The sequence below is a fragment of the Thauera sp. 27 genome, assembly GCF_000310125.2.
GTDB lineage: Bacteria > Pseudomonadota > Gammaproteobacteria > Burkholderiales > Rhodocyclaceae > Thauera > Thauera mechernichensis.
In genome coordinates, this window is record NZ_AMXB01000010.1 from 50,653 (window position 1) to 73,321 (window position 22,669).

The following is a 22,669-nucleotide window of genomic DNA, read 5'->3' on the forward strand; positions in this document are numbered from 1 at the left end:
GCGGTCGGGGAAGGAGAGGCTTTTTTATCACAATCCCGCTGCTCGGGCCATTGCGCTGCACCATCGAGGCCCGCCTGCGCGCCCTGAGCGCGCCCCCATCGCCGCCTGCCCGAAGCCGACAGCGCTTACTTTGCCGCCATGCGGATGGCCCCATCGAGACGGATGACTTCGCCGTTGAGATAGGCATTCTCGATGATATGGCGGACCAGGCCCGCGAACTCGGCAGGCCGGCCAAGCCGCGACGGGAACGGCACCATCTTGCCGAGCGCGTCCTGGACTTCCTGCGGCATGCCCATCAGCATCGGCGTCTCCATGATGCCGGGTGCAATCGCCATTACACGGATGCCAAACCGAGACAACTCACGCGCCACGGGCAGCGTCAAGCCGACGACACCAGCCTTGGACGAGGCATAGCCGGCTTGTCCGATCTGGCCATCGAAAGCCGCAACCGAGGCGGTATTGATGATCACGCCACGCTCGCCACCCGCATCGGGCTCGGACTTGCTCATCACCTCTGCGGCCAGGCGCAGCATGTTGAAGGTCCCCACCAGATTGATGCTCACCGTGCGTGCAAAGCTGTCGAGCGCGTGAGCACCTTCACGGCCAACCACCTTTTCTGCAGGCGCAACGCCTGCGCAGTTGACCAGGCCCGTGAGCCGGCCAAAACGCGCACCGGCGGCATCGATCGCGGCGCGAGCACTATCGGCGTCGGTGACGTCGGTGGCCACGAACACTGCCCCAGCGCCCAACTCGGTCGCCAGAGCTTCGCCCGCCTCGCGGTTGACATCGGCCAGCACCACCCTCGCGCCCGCCTCCACCAGCATGCGAGCGGTCGCAGCCCCCAGCCCCGACCCACCTCCGGTCACCACGAAAACGCCATTCTCGATCTGCATCGCACTTCTCCTGTTCAGTGGGTTCTTGGAACTCGGCCCGGCCTGCGCAAGGCTCGGCCGCCGACATCAGCGCGAACCATAGTTATCGTTAACGTAAACGTCAACATCAGAGCGTGGTGCGGGAAGCCACTCGCCCACCCGCGCGCGCTATGCGTCGGCGAAGTCGAGATCGACCATCAACTCGTTGGCGAGCGCCTCAAGATCCAAGCGCACCGGTCCAAGCTCCAGCGTCGCCGGCACAGCCAGCTCCGCACGCGCGCGAAACAGCGGCTCACCACTCATCGACGCACTTTCGCAGGCCGTCTCGAGCGACTCGATACTGACCCCATGCCGGGCCAGCACCGCCGAGATATCGCGCACGATACCCGGCCGGTCATGGCCGACGAGATCCAGGCCGACCTTGCGGACACTCGCAGCTGGGCCGGCAGCACCACGGGCAACCGCGATGCGCAGCCCCTGCCCTTCGAGCGCTTGCAATGCGGTCTCGAGCTTATCCACCTGCCCTGCGTCAACCTCGAGTCGCACCACGCCGGCGAACTGCCCGGCCAGGTGGGCCATTCGACTCTCCAGCCAGTTCGCACCACACTCGCTGGCACACCGCGAAACCGCATTAACCAGACCGGGACGGTCTGGGCCGATAAGGGTCAGAACCAGGGACGTCTTCATTCCATTTCTCCGTCGGCGCATTGCTGCAAAAGCCCCCGCCCCACAAGCAGTTGATGGTGATCTGCGCTATATCAATACTCGGGCCAGGGGAACTGCAATAATTATGAACGCAAGCGGCGCACCAGATATAGATGCCGCTGCGCAAGGAGGCGTCGCCGCACAGGCGACGGATGCATAGGAGACCCCCGAATGAAGGTGCCGCAGTTCCATGCCCGCAAGGGTGATGGACTTTATCAACCAATCGCATTCCTGTTCGTGACCGAACGGATGTGCGCAGAGATTCTTGCCGAGCGCGAGCATATCCTCGACACCCTGCCGCCGGACATGCGCAAGCGCCAGCAGGCGCTTTTCGCACGCTACGACCCGAGCGTGAGCGCACAGGCCTTCAACAGCCTGCTTCGCCTGTTCCACGGCCAGACTGCCTGAAAACAAGGGACCACAGACGCATCAAGGCAAAAGGCCAGCCCCATGGGGCTGGCCTTTTGCCTGAATCACTGGTGCCGGTGAGAGGAGTCGAACCCCCGACCTTCGCATTACGAATGCGCTGCTCTACCAACTGAGCTACACCGGCTAAGGGCGCGCATCATACAACAGGCCCCACACAACGGCAACCATGCGCTAGCGATCGCGTCGCACCGAACGGTCCGGCATGGGATGCCCCGCCGGAAGACGCGCGTCAATACAAAAAACTTTTGGCCGCATCTTCTGTTTATATCGGGAGTCGACTAAACTTCGCGGCAATTCGGGGCGGAGGAGACAGCCCGAACCAGAACGCGGCGCCGCGGGGCATCTGACTCCGCGGCAGCTCGCGCAACACCACGGGCCCACCCCACGCTGTCGCAGCGCCACCGCCGCACTGCACCTCGCAGCCTGCCCTCCAAGACGCCCCTCATGCTCGGCCTCGACTTCCTTGACATCGTCCTCATCGGCGTTGCCGCGTTTGCAGCCGGCGCAGTCAACTCCGTAGCAGGCGGCGGTACATTCTTCTCCTTTCCTGCACTGCTTGCCGTCGGCGTGCCACCCGTAATGGCCAACGCCAGCAACTCGGTCTCGCTATGGCCGGGCAGCCTGGCCGGCGCCTGGGCCTTCCGTCGCGAACTCAAGCGCTTCTCCAGGAGCCTGCCGGCACTGTCCGTGGTTGCCTTCTTAGGTGGCATCGGCGGCGGGCTGCTGCTGTTGCAGACCTCGAATGCGGCCTTCTCCGCGCTCATCCCCTGGCTGTTGCTGCTGGCGACGGTGCTGTTCGCCTTCAGCAGCCAGATCTCAACGCTGGTGCAGAGATGGAAACCTGCGCCGGCGGGACGAGATGAACGCCACATCGGCCCAGGCGGCTATGTGTTCCAGCTCCTGGTGTCGATCTACGGCGGCTTCTTCGGTGCCGGCATGGGCATCCTCATGATCGCTGCGCTCGCCATCCAGGGCTTCAAGGACGTGCACGAGATCAACGCGCTGAAGAACTGGCTGTCGGCAATCATCTACAGCGTCGCGGTCGCAACCTTCGTGCTCGCCAATGCGGTCTCCTGGCCGCACACGGTGATCATGCTGCTCACCGCCACGCTGGGTGGATACTGGGGCGCCACCATGGCACGCCGGTTGCCGGCAATCTGGCTGCGGCGCTTCATCATCGCCGTCGGTAGCCTGCTCACGCTCTACTACTTCGGCAAGTCGGCCTGAGCGCATGCATTCCCTCCTCGCACCCCTGACCGACAGCGGCCGCAGCATATGGACCTGCTGACCCAGATCATCCTCCAGGCCGGTCGTTCGGCCGTGGAGCTCGCACTCTTCGTGCTGCTGCCGATCATGGTGGTGATGTTGTCGCTGATGCGCATGCTGGAGGCGCGCGGCGCAATCGACTGGGTGGTCGCGCGCCTGGCTCCCCTGCTGCGCCCGGCGGGCTTGACCGGGCTGGGCGTGTTCGCCGCCCTGCAGATCAACTTCGTCAGCTTCGCCGCGCCGGTCGCCACGCTGGCCATGATGGAGGGCCGCGGGGCCTCCGACCGCCACCTTGCAGCCACACTGGCGATGGTGATGGCCATGGCGCAAGCCAATGTCACCTTCCCGATGGCGGCGATGGGGCTCTCCTTCGGACCAGCACTGCTGCTGTCCTGCGTCGGCGGCCTGGCGGCCGCGGCGGCGACCTACCATGTGTTCGGGCGCGGTCTTTCGAGCATCGAAGGCCCCCTCGACGAGACACTGCGCCACCCAGTCGCCGACGACACCAAGGGCGTGCTAGACGTCATCAACCGCGCTGGCGCCGAGGCCTTCAAGATTTCGATCGGCGCCATTCCGATGCTGGTCCTCGCCCTCGTGGCCGTGATGGCGCTGCGCGCCAGCGGTGGCATCGATCTGCTAACCAGCCTGCTCACACCGCTGCTGCGCCTGTTCGATCTCGACCCGGCGCTCATACTGCTCACGCTCACGAAATACATCGCTGGGGGCACGGCGATGATGGGCGTCATGGATGAGATGCTCAAGAGCGGCAACACCTCCGTCGCGACCCTGAACGCGAGTGCTGGCTTCCTGATCCACCCCTTCGATGTGGCCGGCGTGGCCGTCCTGATCTCGGCAGGACGCCGGGTGGCGGCGGTATGGAAGCCTGCCGCGCTCGGCGCAGTCGTCGGCATTGCAGTGCGTACGATCGGCCACGGGCTACTGTAGTAGGCTTGGGCGTTACACCGACGCCCGCCCCCTCGGAGCCCACTCGACAGTCACCACGATGATCGCCGCCCTGACCCTGCTTCTCGTCTTCCAGCTCGCCGGCGAAGTCATCGCCCGCGGCTTTGCGCTGCCGATTCCCGGACCGGTGATCGGCATGGCGCTGCTCTTTCTCGTGCTCATGCTGCGCGGCGGCCCGGGCGACGACCTGCGCCAGACCGCCGGCACCCTGCTGCAGCACCTGTCGCTGCTGTTCGTGCCTGCGGGTACAGGCATCGTGCTCTACGGCGATCGCATCGCCGCCGAATGGCTGCCCCTGCTGGTCGCACTCTTCCTCAGCACCTTCCTCGCCATCGCGGTGACCGCGCTCGTGCTCAAGGCGCTCACTCGCAACCGCGCACGCACGGCCGCGGAGCGCGAACAATGAGTCCGGACCTCGAGGAAATCTGGGTCTACCTGTCGGCGACACCGCTGCTTGGTCTCACGCTGACCCTGCTCGCCTACCAGGCCGCCTTCTGGATCTACAAACGCGCGGGCTTTCATCCGGTCGCCAACCCTGTGCTGATCAGCGTGGCCATCCTTGCCACCCTGCTGCTCGCCACCGGCACGCCCTACCAAACCTATTTCGATGGCGCCCAGTTCGTGCACTTCCTGCTCGGGCCGGCGACGGTCGCGCTTGCGATTCCGCTCTATGCACAATGGCCGCGACTCAAGGCCATGGCGGGCCCACTCCTGATCGCGCTGGTCGCGGGCTCGCTCACCGCAGCACTGTCGGCTTGGGGCATCGGCGCCCTGCTCGGTGCCAGCCGCGAGTCACTGATGTCGCTCGCGCCCAAGAGCGTCACCACGCCGATCGCGATGGGCGTGGCCGAGCGTATTGGCGGCCTGCCCTCGCTCACGGCAGTGCTGGTCATCAGCGCCGGCATCATCGGCGCAGTGTTCGGGCGCGCCATCCTGCGCCGACTGCATGTCGGCGACCATGCCGTGCATGGCTTCGCGATCGGCATTGCCTCGCATGGCATCGGCACCGCGCGCGCCTTCCAGGTCAGTGAGCAGGCGGGCGCCTTCGCCGCGCTCGCGATGGGACTGAACGGTCTCATCACCGCGCTGTCCCTGCCATGGATCATGCCCTGGGTGGAGCGCCTGTTCGCAGGTTGACGGCCCCCTCGGCAAAGCTTCGCTGCCACCTCCATGAACCGACCCGACGACAAGGCCGACAGAGTGCTGCACGCCATCTACCGCTGGATCGACCGTAACCTGCTCGAACTCGGCCGCGAAATGCGGCTGTCCTACCTGCCGCCGCTGATGGTGTACTGTGCGGCCGGCATCTCGGGACTCACCGGCATCGTCGGCACCTTCTTCGTCAAGGACTACCTCGGCCTGTCGGCCGCCTTCCTTGCCGCGCTGGGGTTCTGGGCCGGCATTCCGTGGGCGCTCAAGATGCCGATCGGCCATCTGGTCGACCTGCTGTGGCGCTACAAGGCCGGCCTCGTCTATCTCGGCGCCAGCCTGATCGCCGCCAGCCTTTTCATCATGATCGGACTGATCGGCAACCCCGACGCGATGCGCGCGATCATGCCCGCCGAAGCCTGGTTCGTGCTGTCGGTGCTCCTCGCTCCGGTCGGGTACGTGATGCAGGACGCCGTTGCCGACGCGATGACGGTGGAGGCCGTTCCCCAGGTGGACGCCCACGGCCAGCCGCTCGACGAGGCGACCGTACGCCTGATGCACACCACCATGCAAACCCTGGGCCGGGTGGCCATCATCGGCGGCAGCGTGATGGTGTCGCTCGCCAACGTGGTGCTGTTCAAGGGCGCAGAGGCACTGCCCGAGGCCGAGAAGGTCGCGATCTACCTGCACATCTACGAACTGGCGCTGCTTATCCCGCTGCTGTCGGTCAGCGGCGTGCTGCTCGCCGGCTGGCTCAAGCGCCGCGAGGCGCGCCGCCTGGCTGCGCTCGGCCGTGACCGCGCCGAGATCGACCGCCTGCTGCACGGCCCCCAGGCGCGCACTGCGCCCAACTGGTGGATCCTGGGCGGCAGCGCGGTGTTCGTCGCGCTCACCCTGGGCGTCGGCCTGTCGGGCATGCCCTACGGCCAGGAGATCATCTTCGCAGGCTCGTTCACCGTCATCGCAGTGATGATGGGCCGGCTGCTGCGCGAACTCACGCCCACTGCGCGCAACACCCTGCTCGGCACCGCCATCATCATCTTCGTGTTCCGCGCCATCCCCACTCCCGGCGCGGGGTCGACGTGGTGGATGATCGACGAACTCGGCTTCGACCAGTCCTTCCTCGCCAAACTGGCGCTGATCGCCAGCAGCCTGACCCTGCTCGGCCTGTTCCTGTTCCGGCGTTTCATGGCCGAGCGCTCGATCGTCTACATCGTCGTCTTCCTGACGCTCGCCACCACAGTGCTGTCACTGCCGATCATCGGCATGTACCACGGCCTGCACGAATGGACCGCGGCACGCACGGGCGGTATCGTCGATGCGCGCTTCATCGCCGTCATCGACACGGCGCTCGAATCGCCGCTCGGCCAGATCTCGATGGTGCCGATGCTGGCGTGGATCGCCAACTCCGCCCCGGCGCACCTGAAGGCCACCTTCTTCGCGGTGATGAGCTCCTTCGCCAACCTTGCGCTGTCGGCCTCGCAACTGGGCACCAAATACCTCAATCAGCTCTACACGGTAACCCGCGAGGTGCGCGACGCCTCGACTGGTGCAATCACGATACCCGCCGACTACAGCGAACTCGGCATGCTGCTGGTCACAGTCACGGCGCTCGGTCTGCTGCTGCCGCTGGTCGCGATCGGCCTCACGCGGAGCGCCGGCCTGCGCAGCGCGTGAGGCCGCAGCGGCAGGCCGGGCGCCTGCATGCATGTTGACCTTGCGCATTGCCTTCCAGCGCCCGCGGGCGGACACTTGAGGCCATTCAACCCCAAGGGAGGCGAAACATGACACCCAGCTCGGTACACGACATTCGCAACCTCGCCCTGCTCGGCCACGCGGGCAGCGGCAAGACCACGCTGGTCGAGGCGCTGCTTCTGGCCTCGGGCGCGATCGGCGCCGCTGGCAGCGTCGAGCGCGGCGACACGGTGTCCGATTTCGACCCCCAGGAAAAAGCCATGGGCCACTCGCTGCACGCCGCACTGGTGCATCTGGAGTGGGCCGGCCACTGGATCAACCTGCTCGACACCCCGGGCCTGCCCGATCTAGCCGGCCGTGCTCTGCTGACCCTGCCAGCAGTGGACACCGCTGCAGTGGTTATCAATGCCGCCGCCGGCGTCGAGAGCGGCACCCGCCGCATGATGGCAGCCGGCCGTGACAAGTGCCGCATGATCATCGTAAACCGGATCGATGCACCCGGCATCGACTTCGGCGCCCTCATGGACGACATCGTCGCAAGTTTCGGCCGCGAATGCCTGCCGCTCAACCTTCCCGCATCGGACGGCAGCCAGGTGATCGACTGCTTCTTCGCGCCCGACGAATCCGCCGCGACCGCGTTCTCCGGCGTGAGAGCCGCACACGATGCCATCGTCGACCAGGTCGTCGAACTCGATGAAGCGCTGATGGCGCAGTATCTCGAACAAGGCGAGTCGCTCGCGCCCGAGCAGCTGCATGCCCCCTTCGAGCAGGCCCTGCGCGAAGGCCACCTCATCCCCGTCTGCTTCGTCTCCGCACGCAGCGGCGCGGGCGTGCGCGAACTGCTCGACATCCTTGGCAAGCTCGCGCCCGACCCCACCGAAGCCAACCCGCCCCAGTTCCTCAAGGGCGAAGGCAGCGCCACCGAAGCGGTCGAGGTCATGCTCGACGCCGAGCGCCACGCCGTCGCGCACGTATTCCAGATCGCCAACGACCCCTACCGCGGCAAGCTCGGCCTGTTCCGCATCCACCAAGGGCAGGTGACGCCCAACTCGCAACTCTTCATCGGCGACGGCCGCAAGCCCTTCAAGGTTGCCCACCTGCTGCGCATGCATGGGCGCAACGCGATCGAAACCACACTCGCCGTGCCCGGCGACCTGTGCGCCGTTGCCCGCGTGGATGAACTGCAGCGCGACGCCGTGTTGCATGACTCGCACGATGAAGACTACTACCACCTCGCCCCCGCCACCTACCCGCAGCCGGTGTTCGGCCTCGCACTGATGACGCGCAAGCCCGCCGACGAACAGAAGCTCTCCGAGGCGCTCACGCGCCTGCTCGAGGAGGACCCCTGCCTCGAGGTGAGCTTCGACCCGCGCAACCGGCGCACCGTGGTGCGGGGCCTCGGCGAGCAGCACCTCAAGATCGTGCTCGACGAGTTGTCGGCGCGCTGGAACCTGCAGCTCGACACGGCCACGCCGAGCATCCCCTATCGCGAGACCATCGCCATCACGGCCGAGGCGCGCTACCGACACAAGAAACAAAGCGGCGGCGCAGGCCAGTTCGGCGAGGTGGCGCTCCGCGTCGAACCGCTCGCGCGCGGCAGCGGCATCGAGCTCGCCGACGAGGTGAAAGGCGGCACCATCCCGACCAACTTCATGCCCGCGGTCGAGAAAGGCGTCCGCCAGGCGCTGGAGGAAGGCGCTCTGGCCGGGTTTCCGATCCAGGATATCCGCGTCGTTATCACCGATGGCAAGCATCACGCGGTCGATTCGAACGAAGTCTCCTTCGTCACCGCCGGCCGCCACGCGCTCATCGAAGCCGTGCTTGCCGCGCGTCCGCTGGTGCTCGAACCCCTGCTCGACATCCAGGTGAAGGTGGCCGATGCCCTGTTCGGCGAGGTTAGTGCCGAACTCGCCAGCCGCCGCGGCCGCCTGACCGCCACCGACAGCCCCGCCGCAGGCTGGACGCTGATCTCAGCGCGCGTTCCGATGGCAGGCCTGGACGGCTTCGAGGGCAGGCTCAAGGCAATCTGCGCAGGAGAAAGCGAATTCGTTCTCGAAGCCGGCGGCCACGAGCCTGCGCCGCAGGACGTACAATCCGAACTGGCCCGCCAGCACACCGGCGGCGGCAACGGCAACGGCGCGCACTGAGCGCGCCCAGGCCCGGCGTGCAGGCGCCGGGCCGCAACACTGACATGAAGCTGAGCGAACGCCAACGCGCCTACTGGCGCAGCAACCTGTTGCTGACGTTTTGCCTGCTGTTGATCTGGTTCGGCGTGACCTTTGTCGCGGGTTACTACGCCAACGAGCTCAACAGCTTACAGTTCATGGGCTTTCCGCTGGGCTTCTACATCTTCGCCCAGGGCTCGATGATCACCTATCTGGTGATCATCGCCATCTACGTCACGGTGATGAACCGTCTCGACCGCCGCTACCGAGTGAAATAACGCCCGGCGTAGCACTGCCCGCAGCCCTGCTCCTTACTTGCCGGAACCCGAGGCAGACTCGTCCGCTGCCTTCTTCTTGCGCCCCCAGGCGATCGGGTGCGCGTGGCGGCTGAGCATGAAGTCGAGCAGGAACTTGCTCCAGATGGTCACGCCGGCGGTCGAACTCCAGGTTTCGTACTCGAGCTGCAGCACCAGCACACCGTAGATCACCATCACGATGATGATGCCGCACACGAAGTTGATCACCGCGGTGAAGGGCGCAAACTTCGCCGGGTTCGCCGGCGGCATGCCACGCTTGAGCGCGACCTCCGAGAAATCGCGCTTGAAGACGATGCGCCAAGCCCGCCGCAGCCAGAAAAACGCGATCGGGAACAGGGCCACGAAGAGAATCCAGGTCAATACGGTGCTTACATCCAGAACCATTCACTGCTCCAGTCACGGCTGACGGCAAAAAGGCCGCAGCCCGCAAGGTGCCATAAAAGAAAGAACCCCGCCATGGAATCCGCTGGCGGGGTTCTCGGGAAGCCCCCTCTGGGAAGGGGCTTCAATACCAGGCTCGAGGCTTAGTGCGCGCCGTCGACCGCCTTGGCGCCACGCGGGATACGCACGTCTTCAACCAGCTGCTGGATGTGCTCCGGCGGCTCCTTGGTCACCTTATCGACCGCGAAGGCGACGATGAAGTTCACCAGCGCACCGATCGCACCGAAGGCTTCCGGCGTGATGCCGAAGAAGCTGTTCGGGCCGCCGATCAGATCGACGAACTCGGTGCCCTTCACGAAGAAGATACCCTTGTGAGCGAACACGTAGAACAGGGTGACGGCCAGGCCGGCCAGCATGCCAGAGATGGCGCCTTCCTTGTTCATCTTCTTGGAGAAGATGCCCATCATGATCGCCGGGAACAGCGAGGACGCCGCGATACCGAAGGCCAGGGCCACGGTACCGGCCGCGAAGCCCGGCGGGTTCAGACCGAGCCAGCCGGCGAGCACGATGGCGCCTGCCATCGCGAACTTGCCGACGAGCAGCTCGTTCTTGTCCGACATGTTGGGGGCGAACACGTTCTTCACCAGGTCATGCGACACCGCGGACGAGATCGCCAGCAGCAGACCGGCTGCGGTCGACAGCGCCGCAGCAACACCACCCGCGGCAACCAGCGCGATCACCCAGTTCGGGAGCAGTGCGATTTCCGGGTTGGCCATCACCATGATGTCGGCGTTGACCGTCAGCTCGCTGCCCTTCCAGCCAGCCTGCTCGGCCTTGGCCAGAACGTCGGCGCTCTTGGTCTTGTCGTTGTAGTACTGGATGCGACCGTCGCCGTTCTTGTCTTCCCACTTCAGCAGGCCGGTCTTCTCCCAGCGCGACATCCAGTCCGGACGCTCGTCGTACTTGAGGCTCGACTCTTCCGCGTACAGGTCGCCATTGCTGGTGATCGCGGTGTTGACCGTGGCGTGCAGGTTGTACTTGGCCATCGCGGCAACAGCAGGCGCGGTGGTGTACAGGATGGCGATGAAGACCAGCGCCCAGCCCGCGGAGTAGCGCGCGTCAGCCACCTTCGGCACCGTGAAGAAGCGGATGATGACGTGCGGCAGGCCTGCAGTACCGATCATCAGCGACACGGTGTAGACGAACATGTTGAGCTTGCTGCCCGGCACCGAGGTGGTGTACTCGGCGAAGCCAAGGTCGGTGACGACCTGGTTCAGGCGATCCAGCAGGGACACGTCGGTACCCACCAGGTTGGCGCCCAGGCCGAGCTGCGGCAGGAAGTTGCCGGTGAGGTTCAGCGAGATGAACACGGCCGGGATGGTGTAGGCCGAGATCAGCACGATGTACTGCGCCACCTGGGTGTAGGTGATGCCCTTCATGCCGCCGAACACCGCGTAGGCGAACACGATGCCCATGCCGAGGTAGATGCCGGTCTCGTTGCTGACGCCGAGGAAGCGCGAGAAAGCCACGCCGACGCCGGTCATCTGGCCGATCACGTAGGTGATCGAGGCGGTCAGCAGGCAGATCACCGCCACCGTGCTGGCCGACTTCGAGTAGAAGCGGTCGCCGATGAACTGCGGCACGGTGAACTTGCCGAACTTGCGCAGGTAGGGCGCCAGCCACATGGCGAGGATCACGTAGCCGCCGGTCCAGCCCATCAGGAACAGGCCGCCGCCGTAACCCATGTTGGCGATCAGGCCGGCCATGGAGATGAAGGACGCCGCCGACATCCAGTCAGCCGCAGTTGCCATGCCGTTGGTGACCGGGTGCACACCGCCGCCGGCGACGTAGAAGTCGCTGGTGCTGCCGGCGCGCGCCCAGATGGCGATACCGATGTAGAGGGCAAAGGACGCCCCCACCACCAGGTAAGTCAGAGTCTGAAGTTCCATGTCTCCCCCTGTTTATTCTTCGTGGACGTCGAACTTGCGGTCGATCTCACCCATCTTCTTCGCGTAGAAGAAGATCAGCGCGATGAACACGTAGATCGAGCCTTGCTGCGCGAACCAGAAGCCCAGCGGGTAGCCGCCGAGGTGGATCGTGTTGAGCACATCGGCGAAAAGGATGCCGGCGCCATACGAGACCAGGAACCATACGATCATGATCTTGGTCAGGAGGCTCAGCGTGGCTTTCCAGTAGCCTGCTGCATTGTTTTCCATAACGTCTCCTCGTCTGAAGTGAAACTCCCGCGCCGTCCTTCTCCGGCCGCAATACGGCCTGATCCACACGACTGCGGGCGCATTATAGAAACATCAGTCTTACTTATCCCTTACAGCGCCTTACAACAGGCTCCCGCCGCTCAAGCGATCTGCACCGTGTCGGAGCGCCCCTCTCCCCTGTTGTCGACCCAGCTCACGCTCAGCTCATCGCCCTTGGCGCCGCCCTCGAACCTGAACGCCAGACTGGGATTGGCCGACACCGAAGTGCTGAACTCGGCGGCCAGCACCACCCTGTCCTTGTGCCTGACCGTGACCGAGGTAATGAAGTGTGCGGGAATCAGCTCGCCGGACGCCGACCTGCGCTGACCGGTTTCCATGTCGTGCGACATCCGCATGCGAACTTCGGTAATGCCGTCCTTGGCGATGGCGCGGATACGCGTGGGATTTGTCATAGCCTTGCTCTCCTTTTCCAATGCACACTCAGCCGCCGCAGCCGCCGAGGGTCACCCTGACTTCCCGCTTGGCGACGAAGTACTTGCCGTCAGCCCGCACCATGGCCAGCACATTGGATGTCTGCCCCATCTTGATGCTTGTCTGCACGTCGGCCATCGTGCCCGACGCAATCACGAAGGAGGCGGCGACCATGTTCAGGTTCTTCTCGACCATGATCACGATCTGATCGGTGCCGGGCAATGTACTGAGCACACCGACCGGCACCGCTGCACCATCCTCGGCAATGTCAGGGGCGGAAATCAGGATGCCGCCACTCTCGGTCGGCGTGGTGGCGCCAAGCGCGGCGACGACCGCATCCAGGCTCTTTGCGCTGAAGGCCGCCTCATTTCGGGCCGCGTGCGCAAGCTCCGGCCTGATGAAGCCGATGGCCGCAAGCAAGCCGAAAACACCCAAGCCCCCTGCAGCTTTCAGGGCGTCCCTGCGTTGATGATTCATCCTTTCACTCCTTGTCGACCAAGCCTTTCATTGTACCCAGGCCCTTCGGCATTGGCTGCGCCACCCTTGAGCCGAGGATTTCCTCCTCGGCCGATTGGATATACTCTGGCTTGTTACGGCCCAGGCCCCAGGACCCGAAAGCGGCTCGCGCCCCATCAGAAGACTTGAACGGCAACCCAACGGAGGAACAACGCAGTGCAACTCAGGATCGCAATCGCCGCACTCGGCCTGGCCGGCCTCGTCGGCACGGCACAGGCGCAGGACGCCGACCCCCATCTCGCCCGCAACCTTGCCGCGACGTGTGCGAACTGCCACGGCACGAACGGCAACGCACAGAAGGGCATGGCGTCACTCGCTGGCGAATCGGCCGAAAAAATCATGAAGAAGCTCGCTGAGTTCCGCTCGGGCGACGCGCCGGCAACGATCATGCACCAGATCGTCAAGGGCTACACCGAGGAACAGCTGGCGCTGATCAGCGAATGGTTCGCCGCGCAGAAATAAGGCTCACAGGGGAACAACGATGATCAACAGACGCGATTTCATCAAGGCCATCGGCATCGCTGCGGGTGGCACCACGCTGACCGGTCTCTCCGGGCTGGCCAATGCAGCAGGCTCGACTGCAAAAGGGCACATCGTCGTCGTTGGCGGCGGCTTCGGCGGCGCCACCGTCGCCAAGTACCTGCGCATGTGGAGCCAGGGCAGCGTGGATGTGACACTGATCGAGCGCAACACGCGCTTCGTCTCCTGCCCGATCTCCAACCTGGTGATCGGCGGCCTGCAGCAGATGGACGACATCACGGTCAGCTACGACAACCTGCGTGAAAACTGGGGCGTCAAGGTGATCACGGACGAGGTGACCGCACTCGACCCCGACAAGCGCATGGTTACCACTGCCAGGCATGGCACGCTGGGCTATGACCGCGTCGTGCTGTCGCCGGGCATCGACTTCATCCCAGGCGCAGTCGCAGGCCTCGACGGCAACGAGGAACTCGTGCCGCACGCCTGGAAGGCCGGCCCGCAGACCGCACTGCTGCGCAAGCAACTCGAGGACATGCCCGATGGCGGCGTGTTCGCGCTCACCATTCCGCGCGCACCCTATCGCTGCCCGCCGGGGCCTTACGAGCGCGCCTGCCTGGTCGCCAACTACCTGCGCGACACCAAGCCGAAGTCCAAGGTGCTCGTGCTCGACGCCAACGACGAGATCCAGTCCAAGAAGGGCCTGTTTACCAAGGCGTTCGAGAGCTACGGCGCGCTTCTCGAATACGTGCCCGGCAGCAAGCTCGAGGGCGTGGATGCGGCCAGCCGCAAGGCACGGCTGGAGTTCGACGAGATCAAGGCCGACGTGCTCAATGTCATCCCGCCGATGCGTGCAGGCAATATCGCCGCGCAGGCCGGCCTGCCGCTGATCAACGAGCGCTGGGTCGACGTCGAATGGCTGTCGATGGAAGCCAAGGGCGTGCCGGGCGTACATGTGATCGGCGACGCGATCTTCCCCGCGCCCACGATGCCGAAGTCCGGTCACATGGCCAACCAGCATGGCAAGCTGGTCGCCGCAGCCATTCTGAACCTGCTCGAAGGCAAGGCTCCGAACGCAGCCCCCGTACTGATGAACACCTGCTACAGCTTCGTCGATGACAAGAACGTCATCCATGTTGCTTCGGTTCACCAGTACAACGCCGAAAAGCAGCAGCCGTTGCCAGTAGAAGGTGCGGGCGGCGTTTCGGCTGCAGCCAATGAGCTCGAAGGCAAGTTTGCGATGGGCTGGGCGCGCAACATCTGGGCCGACATGCTCGCCTGACGAGTCACCGCCGCTGCAGGCGCCTCCGCGGCGCCGCGCTGTCATGACGAAGGGGGCGCACGGATCCTGGATCCGTGCGCCCCCTTCGTTTCCGCCCCGAGGCCGTCGCCTTTATCAGTCCAGCGTACTGATGTAGAGCGACACCGCCTTGACCTCTAGTTCGGTGAGCTTCGAGGCGATCGAGTGCATGATCTCGTTGTCGTTGGTGCGCTGACGCTTGTTGAACGAATTGAGCTGGGCCTCGGTGTAGCGTGGCACCTGCCCTGCGAGGCGCGGCAACTGTTCGGTACCCAAGCCACGATCGCCGTGGCAGCCGGCACAGGCCGCCACCCCGGAGAACTCATTGCCGCGATGGAAGATGAAGCGTCCTACCGATGCGAGATCCTTGTCTCGTGCCTCGCGCGGCTTGGTCGGCTTGGTCTCGAAGAACACACCGAGCGCGAGCATTTCGTCCTCGGCAAGATCCTGAACCATGCCACCCATGGTGTCGCTGGCACGCCGGCCGGACTTGAAGTCCGCCAGTTGCTTGGCGATATATTGGTGATGCTGACCCGCCAGGCGCGGATAGAGCGGCGAAGAACTATCGCCTTCAGGCCCGTGGCACAACATGCAACGCCCCGCATTGATCGCGGCGGCGCGCTCGAGATCGACCTGTGGCAGCTCCCCAGCCGCCGTGGCGAGCGAGGCGAACATGAACATTGACGCCGCGACCGTGATACTTCTGCCTGCCCTCATTCCTGCACTCTCCTGTTCGCGACAGGACGGCCATCCGCAGCCTGTCAATGGTTCAAGGTTAGCAGAAGCGTCAAACGTGCAGAACGCCTCAGACCGGCGTAAGAAACCGATAGCCGCTCCAGGCGCGGACGGTCAGTCCCAACCCAGCTCGAGAAACCACGGACTCCCGCCCTGAGCCAGTGCCGAGCGCACATAAGGCACCATCTGCGTCGGCAGGCAACGCGGATCATGCCAGTCCAGCGCATCGCACTTGTCCGGTTCGCGGATCTCGGGTCGGCCAGCGAAGGCGTCGGCCCGGACGAAGAAGTCGATCCGGTTGGTGTCCGAACGTCGGTGGACAGTACCGACGTGACGCAGATCGCCCAACTCGACCCTGAGCCCTGTTTCTTCAAGCAGCTCTCGCCTCGCCGCCTCGCCGATGGACTCACCCGGCTCGACATGCCCTCCCGGCAGACTGAACAAGCCGTCGAAAAAGCCGGTGCCCGCGCGCCGCATGAGCAGGATCCCTCCTGCATCCTCGCAGATCACATGAACACCCACGGGAATGCCAGCATGCCTCATCAGTGCTTCCCGGTACTGCCGAATCCGTCGGCGCCGCGTTCGCTCTGGGCGAACTGCTCGACCAGGTTGAAGCCAACCTGCAGCACCGGCACCACGACCAGCTGAGCGATACGCTCCATGGGCTGAATAGTGAAACTCGCCCGCCCCCTGTTCCACACCGACACGAAGATCTGCCCCTGGTAGTCGGAATCGATCAGCCCGACCAGGTTGCCAAGCACGATGCCATGCTTATGCCCCAGTCCGGAGCGCGGCAGCACCATTGCAGCCAGCCCCGGGTCGGCGAGATGGATCGCCAGGCCGCTCGGCACAAGCGTCGTTTCTCCCGGATGGAGGGTGATCGGTGCCGGCAGGCAGGCACGCAGATCGAGGCCCGCAGCACCCTCGGTCGCATAAGCAGGCGGATGTGTCCTGAGGCGCTCGTCGAGCAGCTTCACGTCGATTCGATGCATATCCATTCTCCCTGCCCACCGCCAGCCCACGGCCGGGTGAGCGTCAATTCACCACAAAATCCGTCCGCCCAGCCCCCGCGCCGGTCACGCCTGCGGTCTGCAGCCATCGAGCAGGCGCGCAAGATGCGAAACAATCCCATGCGCAAGCTCTGCCTTCGGCGCACGTGGCAGCGGATGGCGGCCGGCGTCGTCATACAGGACCACGGTATTCTCATCACCGCCCATGCCGTCACTCACCAGGTTGCCGACCAGCATCGGCAAACCCTTCCTGCGCCGCTTGCCCTCCGCATACGCATCGAGGTCCCGGCTTTCGGCCGCGAAGCCTACACAGAAGGGGGCGTCCTGCCTGGCAGCCACCTCGGCAAGAATGTCGGGGTTCGGCGTCAGCGCAATCTCAAGCGTCTCGCCGCTCTTCTTGATCTTGTGCTCGGCAACCTCCAGCGGGCGGTAATCGGCCACGGCCGCAACGCCAATGAACACGTCGGCTCCAGGCAGGGCGGCGAACACCTGCTCGCGCATGCCCAGGGCACTCCCTGCGGTGACCCGGCGAACCCCCGCGGGCACCGGCAGGCTGACAGGCCCGCTCACCAGCACAACCTCCGCACCTGCCTGGGCACAGGCGCGCGCAAGCGCGTAGCCCATCTTGCCCGAGCTGATGTTGGTGATGCCACGCACCGGATCGATCGCCTCGAAAGTCGGGCCTGCAGTCAGCACCACCTTGCGCCCGGCAAGCACACGGGGCACGAAAAAGCCCTCCAGACGCTCCACGATCTCCTCGGGCTCCAGCATGCGCCCCATGCCGACCTCGCCACAGGCCTGATCGCCGGCGGCAGGGCCGAACACTTCGACGCCATCCTCGCGCACCTGAGCAAGGTTGCGGCGAGTAGGAGGAGACTCCCACATCTGGCGGTTCATCGCTGGGGCAACGATGAGCGGCACATCGCGTGCAAGGCACAAGGTGCTGAGCAGATCGTCTGCCCTGCCCTGCGCGAGCCGGGCAATGAAGTCAGCCGTAGCTGGCGCAACCAGGATCGCATCGGCATCACGGCCAAGGTCGATGTGCGCCATGTTGTTGGGCATGCGCGCATCCCACAAGTCCGTCCACACCGTATTGCCCGAGAGCGCCTGGAAGGTGACGGCAGTCACGAAGCGGGCCCCGCCCTCGCTCAGCACCACGTGGACGTCCGCCCCGGCCTTGCCGAGCAGGCGCACCAATTCGGCCGCCTTGTACGCCGCCACCCCCCCGGTGACACCGACGACGATCCTTCGACCCTTCAACATGACCATGCCATTCGCCTATAATAAAACCCGATACACATATACTGCAGCACCCAACCTGAGGAACGGCCCACGATGGCGATCACCGACTGGCCAGCCGACGAGCGCCCACGCGAAAAACTCATCGCCCGCGGCGCAGCGGCACTGTCCGACGCCGAGCTGCTCGCCATCTTCCTGCGCGTCGGCATTCCAGGCCAAAGCGCTGTCGATCTCGCACGCGGACTGCTGAACCACTTCGGCAGCCTCACCCGGCTATGCTCGGCAAGCGCAACGGAATTCTCGGCCCTGCCCGGCATGGGGCTGGCGAAGTATGCCCAACTGCAGGCAGTGATGGAACTCTCGAGCCGGGCCCTTGCCGAGACCATGAGCGAGCGCGCCCTGTTCGACTCGCCACAGGCCGTACGCGACTGGCTGCGACTCAGACTGGGGCATCTGCCGCACGAGACCTTCTGCGTCATGCTGCTCGACGCCCGCCACCGCCTGATCGTCGCGGTCGATCTGTTTCGCGGCACACTCACCCAGACCTCGGTCTATCCCCGCGAGGTCGTCAAGCTGGCCCTCGCCCATAACGCCGCCGCAGTCGTTCTTGCACACAACCACCCATCTGGCGCCGCCGAGCCGAGCACGGCAGACGAATTGCTCACCCGCAGCCTGAAAGACGCCCTCGACCTGGTCGACGTCCGCGTACTCGATCATTTCGTCGTACCAGCCCACGGCCAGGCCGTCTCCTTCGCTGAACGCGGCCTGCTGTAGGTATTCGCCCCCGCGCAACGGTAAGCACGCATCGAACCGGCGTTTTTTGTCTCACAGGGCTTGCCATTGGATGGCTGCGTGCATTATCCTCGCACGTTTTCCGCAATCAGAATTCCCTGGAGCATCGTATGGCTCGCGTCTGCCAAGTGACCGGTAAAGCACCGATGGTGGGAAATAACGTTTCCCACGCAAACAACAAGACCAAGCGTCGTTTTCTGCCCAACCTGCAGAGCCGCCGCTTCTGGAGCGAAGGCGAGAACCGTTGGATCCGCCTGCGCGTTTCCAACGCCGGTCTGCGCACGATCGACAAGAAAGGCATCGACGTCGTCGTTGCCGAGCTTCGCGCCCGCGGCGAGAAGCTGTAAGCAACCGAACTGAACGGAGAACGCCATGGCCAAGGGCATCCGCGAGAAGATCAAGCTGGAATCGACCGCCGGTACGGGTCACTTCTACACGACTTCCAAGAACAAGCGCACCACCCCGAACAAGCTCGAGTTCAACAAGTACGACCCGGTCGCGCGCAAGCACGTCCCGTACAAGGAAGTGAAGCTGAAGTAAGACCAAGCCTCGCGGGCAAGCCAGCGAGGCGCGATCCGCCGCCGGGCATACCGTCCGCGGCAGGATCGAAAAGTCACGGCAGATCGACTCCAGCTGCAACGAAAACGGCCATTGCATCAGCAATGGCCGTTTTCGTTACTACACTTCCGCTGTCACTCCCCACCTCGATCGAGGATCTCTCCTCGCCATTGGCGGACCTCCGCTCATGAGGAACTCAAGCGCGCTGGATGTTGGACGCCTGCTTGCCCTTCGGACCCTGCGTGACCTCGAAGGAGACCTTCTCGCCTTCCTTCAGGCTCTTGAAGCCACTCATGTTGATGGCGGAAAAATGTGCGAACAGGTCCTCGCTCCCGTCATCGGGTGTAATGAACCCAAAGCCCTTGGAATCGTTGAACCACTTCACGGTACCAGTTGCCATATTGCTTGAATCCCTCAAAGTTGCTTGATTAGACCGCGACGCCGAAGCAGCCTCGGTCTGTTGCGACGCCGACAAAGACCTGCACAAGCCCCTGATGCCGCTCGGGAACAAGCTTCAGCCCAGTGCGCAAGCAAACTTTTACGCATTCGAACTGGGAGCGTCAACGGCCTTGCAGGCCCATTCGATTGCGCAACGCAGCAACCTCACCCCCATTCAAAACCGGACAACAGCAGAGATTCAAGGCGCTGCATGCACTTGCACCGGTGTCGCGGCGCACTATCGAGTGCTCGCGCGTGACTCCGAAACCACACACTTGGTTCCCCGGGAAGCGCAGGATTCCGCCCTGGATACGGCTGTTGCACTCTGCCCCGACTTCATTAGAATGAGTTTCATGGGTACCCAGAAACGTGACGATTTAGTCCTGGAGGCGCAGCGGACGCGCACCCGTCCGCCGCCGTTATACAAGGTGCTTCTGCTCAACGACGACTACACACCAATGGATTTCGTAGTGCTCGTACTGCAGAAATATTTCGGCATGGATCGCGAACGTGCCACGCGAGTCATGCTCCAAGTCCACAGAGAGGGCATGGGGGTATGTGGCGTCTTCCCAAGAGACGTCGCGACGACCAAGGTTGAGCAGGTCGCCTCGTTTGCTCGTCAGCATCAACATCCGCTGGCATGCGTGATGGAGGAAAACTGAATGATCGCGCAAGAGCTTGAAGTGAGCCTGCACATGGCCTTCGTCGAGGCCAGACAGAAGCGGCACGAGTTCATCACGGTCGAGCACCTGTTGCTCGCACTGTTGGACAATCCCTCGGCCGCGCAGGTGTTGCGTGCATGCGCCGCCAACCTGGACGAACTGCGGCGCGAACTGACCGAGTTCATCAACGAGCACACACCACGTATCGAGGGCAGCGACGAGATCGACACCCAGCCCACCCTGGGCTTCCAGCGTGTGATCCAGCGCGCCATCCTGCACGTCCAGTCCTCCGGCAAGAAGGAAGTGACAGGCGCCAACGTACTGGTGGCAATCTTCGGGGAAAAGGACTCCCACGCCGTCTATTTCCTGCAGAAGCAGAACGTTTCGCGCCTGGATGTCGTCAACTTCATCTCGCATGGCATCGCCAAGGCGCCCCCCCAGGGCGCAGCACCTCAGAGCCGCAGCGAGGGCGAGGCGCCCGAGCAGGACCAGGAGGACAAGCAATCAGGCGGCGCCCTCGACAGCTACACTCAGAACCTCAACCAGCAGGCCCTGGTCGGCAAGATTGACCCGCTGATCGGCCGCGAGAAGGAAGTGGAGCGTGTCATCCAGACGCTGTGCCGCCGACGCAAGAACAACCCGCTACTGGTCGGCGAGGCTGGCGTGGGCAAGACCGCGATCGCCGAGGGGCTCGCGCGTCGCATTGTGGAGGGGCGCGTGCCGGAGATCCTCGAGAACGCCCAGGTGTTCGCACTCGACATGGGTGCCTTGCTCGCAGGCACCAAGTATCGCGGCGACTTCGAGCAGCGCCTGAAGGCGGTGCTCAAGCAACTCGTCGAGAACCCGAATGCAATCCTGTTCATCGACGAGATCCATACCCTGATCGGCGCCGGCGCAGCTTCGGGCGGCACGCTGGACGCGTCCAACCTGCTCAAGCCCGCACTGTCATCGGGTCAGCTGAAGTGCATAGGAGCGACGACCTACAACGAGTTCCGCCAGATCTTCGAGAAGGATCACGCGCTGTCGCGGCGCTTCCAGAAGATCGACGTGGTCGAGCCCTCGGTCGCGGAGACGGTCGAGATCCTGAAGGGACTCAAGAGCCGCTTCGAGGAGCATCACGGCATCAAGTACTCGAGCTCGGCGCTGTCGAGCGCAGCAGAGTTGTCTGCACGCTACATCAACGACCGCCACCTGCCCGACAAGGCGATCGACGTCATCGACGAAGCAGGTGCTGCGCAACGCATCCTGCCCAAGTCGCGGCAGAAGAAGACCATCGGCAAGAACGAGATCGAGGAGATCGTCGCCAAGATCGCCCGCATTCCGCCCCGAACCGTGTCCAATGACGACAAGACCGCACTCAAGACACTCGAGCGCGACCTCAAGAACGTCGTCTTCGGTCAGAACGCCGCGATCGAGGCGCTCGCCAAGGCGATCAAGATGTCGCGTTCCGGCCTGGGCAACCCTCAGAAGCCCATCGGCTCCTTCCTGTTTTCCGGCCCCACCGGCGTCGGCAAGACCGAGGTTGCCCGTCAGCTCGCCTATACCCTGGGCATCGAGCTGGTGCGCTTCGACATGTCGGAATACATGGAGCGCCACGCAGTCAGCCGCCTGATCGGCGCCCCCCCGGGCTACGTCGGCTTCGACCAGGGCGGCCTGCTCACCGAGCAGATCACCAAGAAACCGCACTGCGTGCTGCTGCTCGACGAGATCGAGAAAGCCCACCCGGACATCTACAACATCCTGCTGCAGGTCATGGACCATGGCACGCTAACCGACAACAACGGCCGCCAGGCGGATTTCCGCAACGTGATCGTCATCATGACCACCAACGCGGGCGCCGAGGCTATGCAGAAATCGGTGATCGGCTTCTCCGCCAAACGTGAGGCGGGCGACGAGATGAACGAGATCAAGCGCATGTTCACGCCGGAGTTCCGTAACCGGCTCGACGCCATGATCTCGTTCAAGGCGCTCGACAACGGCATCATCCTGCGCGTGGTCGACAAGTTCCTGATGCAGCTCGAGGCGCAGTTGCACGAGAAGAAGGTCGAGGCCCACTTCAGCAACGAGCTCAAGGCCTGGCTCGCCGAGAAGGGTTTTGATCCGCTCATGGGCGCACGGCCGATGGCACGCCTCATCCAGGACACGATCCGCTCCGCCCTGGCCGACGAGTTGCTGTTCGGACGCCTGGTCAATGGCGGCAAGGTCACCATCGATCTCGATGACGACGACAAGGTGAAGCTCGTGTTCGAAGAGACCGAGACGGCAACGGCCTGATCGACACCGCCGCCCCCTCGGCAAGGACTGCGAGGCCGC

General features: G+C 64.2%; 27 protein-coding genes and 1 tRNA gene. 15 read left to right on the top strand and 13 right to left on the bottom strand.

From position 1 onward, the window contains the following. Positions 1-125 precede the first annotated feature (125 nt). Complete coding sequence (locus B447_RS07160) at positions 126-893, bottom strand: 3-hydroxyacyl-CoA dehydrogenase (protein ID WP_002938190.1); 768 nt, start codon at positions 891-893, stop codon at positions 126-128. Positions 894-1,040: 147 nt separating this feature from the next. Further along, complete coding sequence (locus tag B447_RS07165) at positions 1,041-1,580, bottom strand: glycine cleavage system protein R (protein WP_332306958.1); 540 nt, start codon at positions 1,578-1,580, stop codon at positions 1,041-1,043. Positions 1,581-1,748: 168 nt separating this feature from the next. Between B447_RS07165 and B447_RS07170 the strand changes: the two genes are divergently transcribed. Next, the gene (locus B447_RS07170; RefSeq protein WP_002924413.1) at positions 1,749-1,985 is read left to right on the top strand and encodes a hypothetical protein; all 237 of its coding nucleotides are present in this window, start codon (positions 1,749-1,751) and stop codon (positions 1,983-1,985) included. 69 nt (positions 1,986-2,054) lie between these two features. On the opposite strand, the gene B447_RS07175 is transcribed toward B447_RS07170, so the two are convergent. After that, positions 2,055-2,130: transfer RNA gene (locus B447_RS07175), tRNA-Thr, on the bottom strand. Positions 2,131-2,450: 320 nt separating this feature from the next. Between B447_RS07175 and B447_RS07180 the strand changes: the two genes are divergently transcribed. The 7 genes from B447_RS07180 (at position 2,451) to B447_RS07210 (ending at position 9,522) form a co-directional block, all read left to right on the top strand. Beyond that, entirely contained in the window at positions 2,451-3,233 is a 783-nt protein-coding gene (locus B447_RS07180; protein ID WP_002938192.1) for a sulfite exporter TauE/SafE family protein, read from the top strand. Positions 3,234-3,281: 48 nt separating this feature from the next. Further along, positions 3,282-4,217, top strand: coding sequence for a hypothetical protein (locus B447_RS07185; protein ID WP_002938193.1), 936 nt, complete (start codon positions 3,282-3,284; stop codon positions 4,215-4,217). A 58-nt stretch (positions 4,218-4,275) separates the two neighbouring features. Further along, on the top strand, positions 4,276-4,641 hold the full coding sequence (locus B447_RS07190) for a CidA/LrgA family protein (RefSeq protein WP_002924442.1): 366 nt from the start codon (positions 4,276-4,278) through the stop codon (positions 4,639-4,641). Continuing rightward, entirely contained in the window at positions 4,638-5,372 is a 735-nt protein-coding gene (locus B447_RS07195) for an LrgB family protein (RefSeq protein ID WP_002924443.1), read from the top strand. The genes B447_RS07190 and B447_RS07195 overlap by 4 nt, the downstream gene beginning before the upstream one ends. 63 nt (positions 5,373-5,435) lie before the next feature. Continuing rightward, positions 5,436-7,061, top strand: coding sequence for a membrane protein (locus tag B447_RS07200; protein WP_037982537.1), 1,626 nt, complete (start codon positions 5,436-5,438; stop codon positions 7,059-7,061). 107 nt (positions 7,062-7,168) lie between these two features. Next, on the top strand, positions 7,169-9,226 hold the full coding sequence (fusA, locus tag B447_RS07205) for an elongation factor G (protein WP_002938201.1): 2,058 nt from the start codon (positions 7,169-7,171) through the stop codon (positions 9,224-9,226). Positions 9,227-9,270: 44 nt separating this feature from the next. After that, positions 9,271-9,522: a DUF4212 domain-containing protein gene (locus tag B447_RS07210; protein WP_002924445.1), complete on the top strand. Its 252-nt coding sequence runs from the start codon at positions 9,271-9,273 to the stop codon at positions 9,520-9,522. 33 nt (positions 9,523-9,555) lie between these two features. Here B447_RS07210 and B447_RS07215 read toward each other — a convergent pair whose 3' ends face one another. The 5 genes from B447_RS07215 to soxY form a co-directional block, all read right to left on the bottom strand. Next, positions 9,556-9,945: a hypothetical protein gene (locus tag B447_RS07215; protein WP_002938204.1), complete on the bottom strand. Its 390-nt coding sequence runs from the start codon at positions 9,943-9,945 to the stop codon at positions 9,556-9,558. 140 nt (positions 9,946-10,085) lie between these two features. Next, a complete protein-coding gene (locus B447_RS07220) occupies positions 10,086-11,891 on the bottom strand; it encodes a sodium:solute symporter family protein (RefSeq protein WP_002938207.1) in 1,806 nt (601 codons plus the stop codon). Positions 11,892-11,903: 12 nt separating this feature from the next. Beyond that, positions 11,904-12,158, bottom strand: a complete 255-nt coding sequence (locus tag B447_RS07225; RefSeq protein ID WP_002924454.1) for a DUF4212 domain-containing protein — start codon at positions 12,156-12,158, stop codon at positions 11,904-11,906. A 140-nt stretch (positions 12,159-12,298) separates the two neighbouring features. Next, a complete protein-coding gene (gene soxZ / locus B447_RS07230) occupies positions 12,299-12,610 on the bottom strand; it encodes a thiosulfate oxidation carrier complex protein SoxZ (protein ID WP_002938210.1) in 312 nt (103 codons plus the stop codon). A 28-nt stretch (positions 12,611-12,638) separates the two neighbouring features. Beyond that, positions 12,639-13,106: a thiosulfate oxidation carrier protein SoxY gene (soxY, locus tag B447_RS07235; RefSeq protein WP_002938213.1), complete on the bottom strand. Its 468-nt coding sequence runs from the start codon at positions 13,104-13,106 to the stop codon at positions 12,639-12,641. Between the two features lie 195 nt (positions 13,107-13,301). Between soxY and B447_RS07240 the strand changes: the two genes are divergently transcribed. Both B447_RS07240 and B447_RS07245 read left to right on the top strand, forming a co-directional pair. Continuing rightward, positions 13,302-13,607, top strand: a complete 306-nt coding sequence (locus tag B447_RS07240) for a c-type cytochrome (RefSeq protein ID WP_002938219.1) — start codon at positions 13,302-13,304, stop codon at positions 13,605-13,607. Positions 13,608-13,626: 19 nt separating this feature from the next. Further along, positions 13,627-14,904 (top strand): NAD(P)/FAD-dependent oxidoreductase, encoded by a 1,278-nt coding sequence (locus B447_RS07245; protein ID WP_002924467.1) that lies wholly within the window; start codon positions 13,627-13,629, stop codon positions 14,902-14,904. A 114-nt stretch (positions 14,905-15,018) separates the two neighbouring features. Here B447_RS07245 and B447_RS07250 read toward each other — a convergent pair whose 3' ends face one another. The 4 genes from B447_RS07250 to coaBC form a co-directional block, all read right to left on the bottom strand. Beyond that, entirely contained in the window at positions 15,019-15,639 is a 621-nt protein-coding gene (locus tag B447_RS07250; protein ID WP_002924470.1) for a c-type cytochrome, read from the bottom strand. 132 nt (positions 15,640-15,771) lie between these two features. After that, on the bottom strand, positions 15,772-16,200 hold the full coding sequence (locus B447_RS07255) for an NUDIX hydrolase (protein WP_002924472.1): 429 nt from the start codon (positions 16,198-16,200) through the stop codon (positions 15,772-15,774). After that, positions 16,200-16,649 (bottom strand): dUTP diphosphatase, encoded by a 450-nt coding sequence (gene dut, locus B447_RS07260; RefSeq protein ID WP_002924474.1) that lies wholly within the window; start codon positions 16,647-16,649, stop codon positions 16,200-16,202. Before dut ends, B447_RS07255 begins: the two co-directional genes overlap by 1 nt. Before the next feature lie 84 nt (positions 16,650-16,733). Next, positions 16,734-17,936 (bottom strand): bifunctional phosphopantothenoylcysteine decarboxylase/phosphopantothenate--cysteine ligase CoaBC, encoded by a 1,203-nt coding sequence (gene coaBC / locus B447_RS07265; protein ID WP_002938228.1) that lies wholly within the window; start codon positions 17,934-17,936, stop codon positions 16,734-16,736. A gap of 66 nt (positions 17,937-18,002) precedes the next feature. Here coaBC and radC point away from each other — a divergent pair, with 66 nt between their 5' ends. From radC to rpmG, 3 genes are all read left to right on the top strand, one after another. Beyond that, positions 18,003-18,680 (top strand): RadC family protein, encoded by a 678-nt coding sequence (radC, locus tag B447_RS07270; RefSeq protein ID WP_002924476.1) that lies wholly within the window; start codon positions 18,003-18,005, stop codon positions 18,678-18,680. 128 nt (positions 18,681-18,808) lie between these two features. Then, positions 18,809-19,045, top strand: a complete 237-nt coding sequence (gene rpmB, locus B447_RS07275) for a 50S ribosomal protein L28 (RefSeq protein ID WP_002924478.1) — start codon at positions 18,809-18,811, stop codon at positions 19,043-19,045. A 25-nt stretch (positions 19,046-19,070) separates the two neighbouring features. Next, a complete protein-coding gene (gene rpmG / locus B447_RS07280; RefSeq protein WP_002924480.1) occupies positions 19,071-19,238 on the top strand; it encodes a 50S ribosomal protein L33 in 168 nt (55 codons plus the stop codon). Between the two features lie 214 nt (positions 19,239-19,452). On the opposite strand, the gene B447_RS07285 is transcribed toward rpmG, so the two are convergent. Next, a complete protein-coding gene (locus B447_RS07285) occupies positions 19,453-19,656 on the bottom strand; it encodes a cold-shock protein (protein ID WP_002924494.1) in 204 nt (67 codons plus the stop codon). Between the two features lie 391 nt (positions 19,657-20,047). On the opposite strand from B447_RS07285, the gene clpS reads away from it, so the two are divergent. Next, positions 20,048-20,356 (top strand): ATP-dependent Clp protease adapter ClpS, encoded by a 309-nt coding sequence (gene clpS / locus B447_RS23010; RefSeq protein ID WP_002924497.1) that lies wholly within the window; start codon positions 20,048-20,050, stop codon positions 20,354-20,356. Next, positions 20,357-22,630, top strand: coding sequence for an ATP-dependent Clp protease ATP-binding subunit ClpA (clpA, locus tag B447_RS07295; protein WP_002938229.1), 2,274 nt, complete (start codon positions 20,357-20,359; stop codon positions 22,628-22,630). Positions 22,631-22,669: the final 39 nt, after the last annotated feature.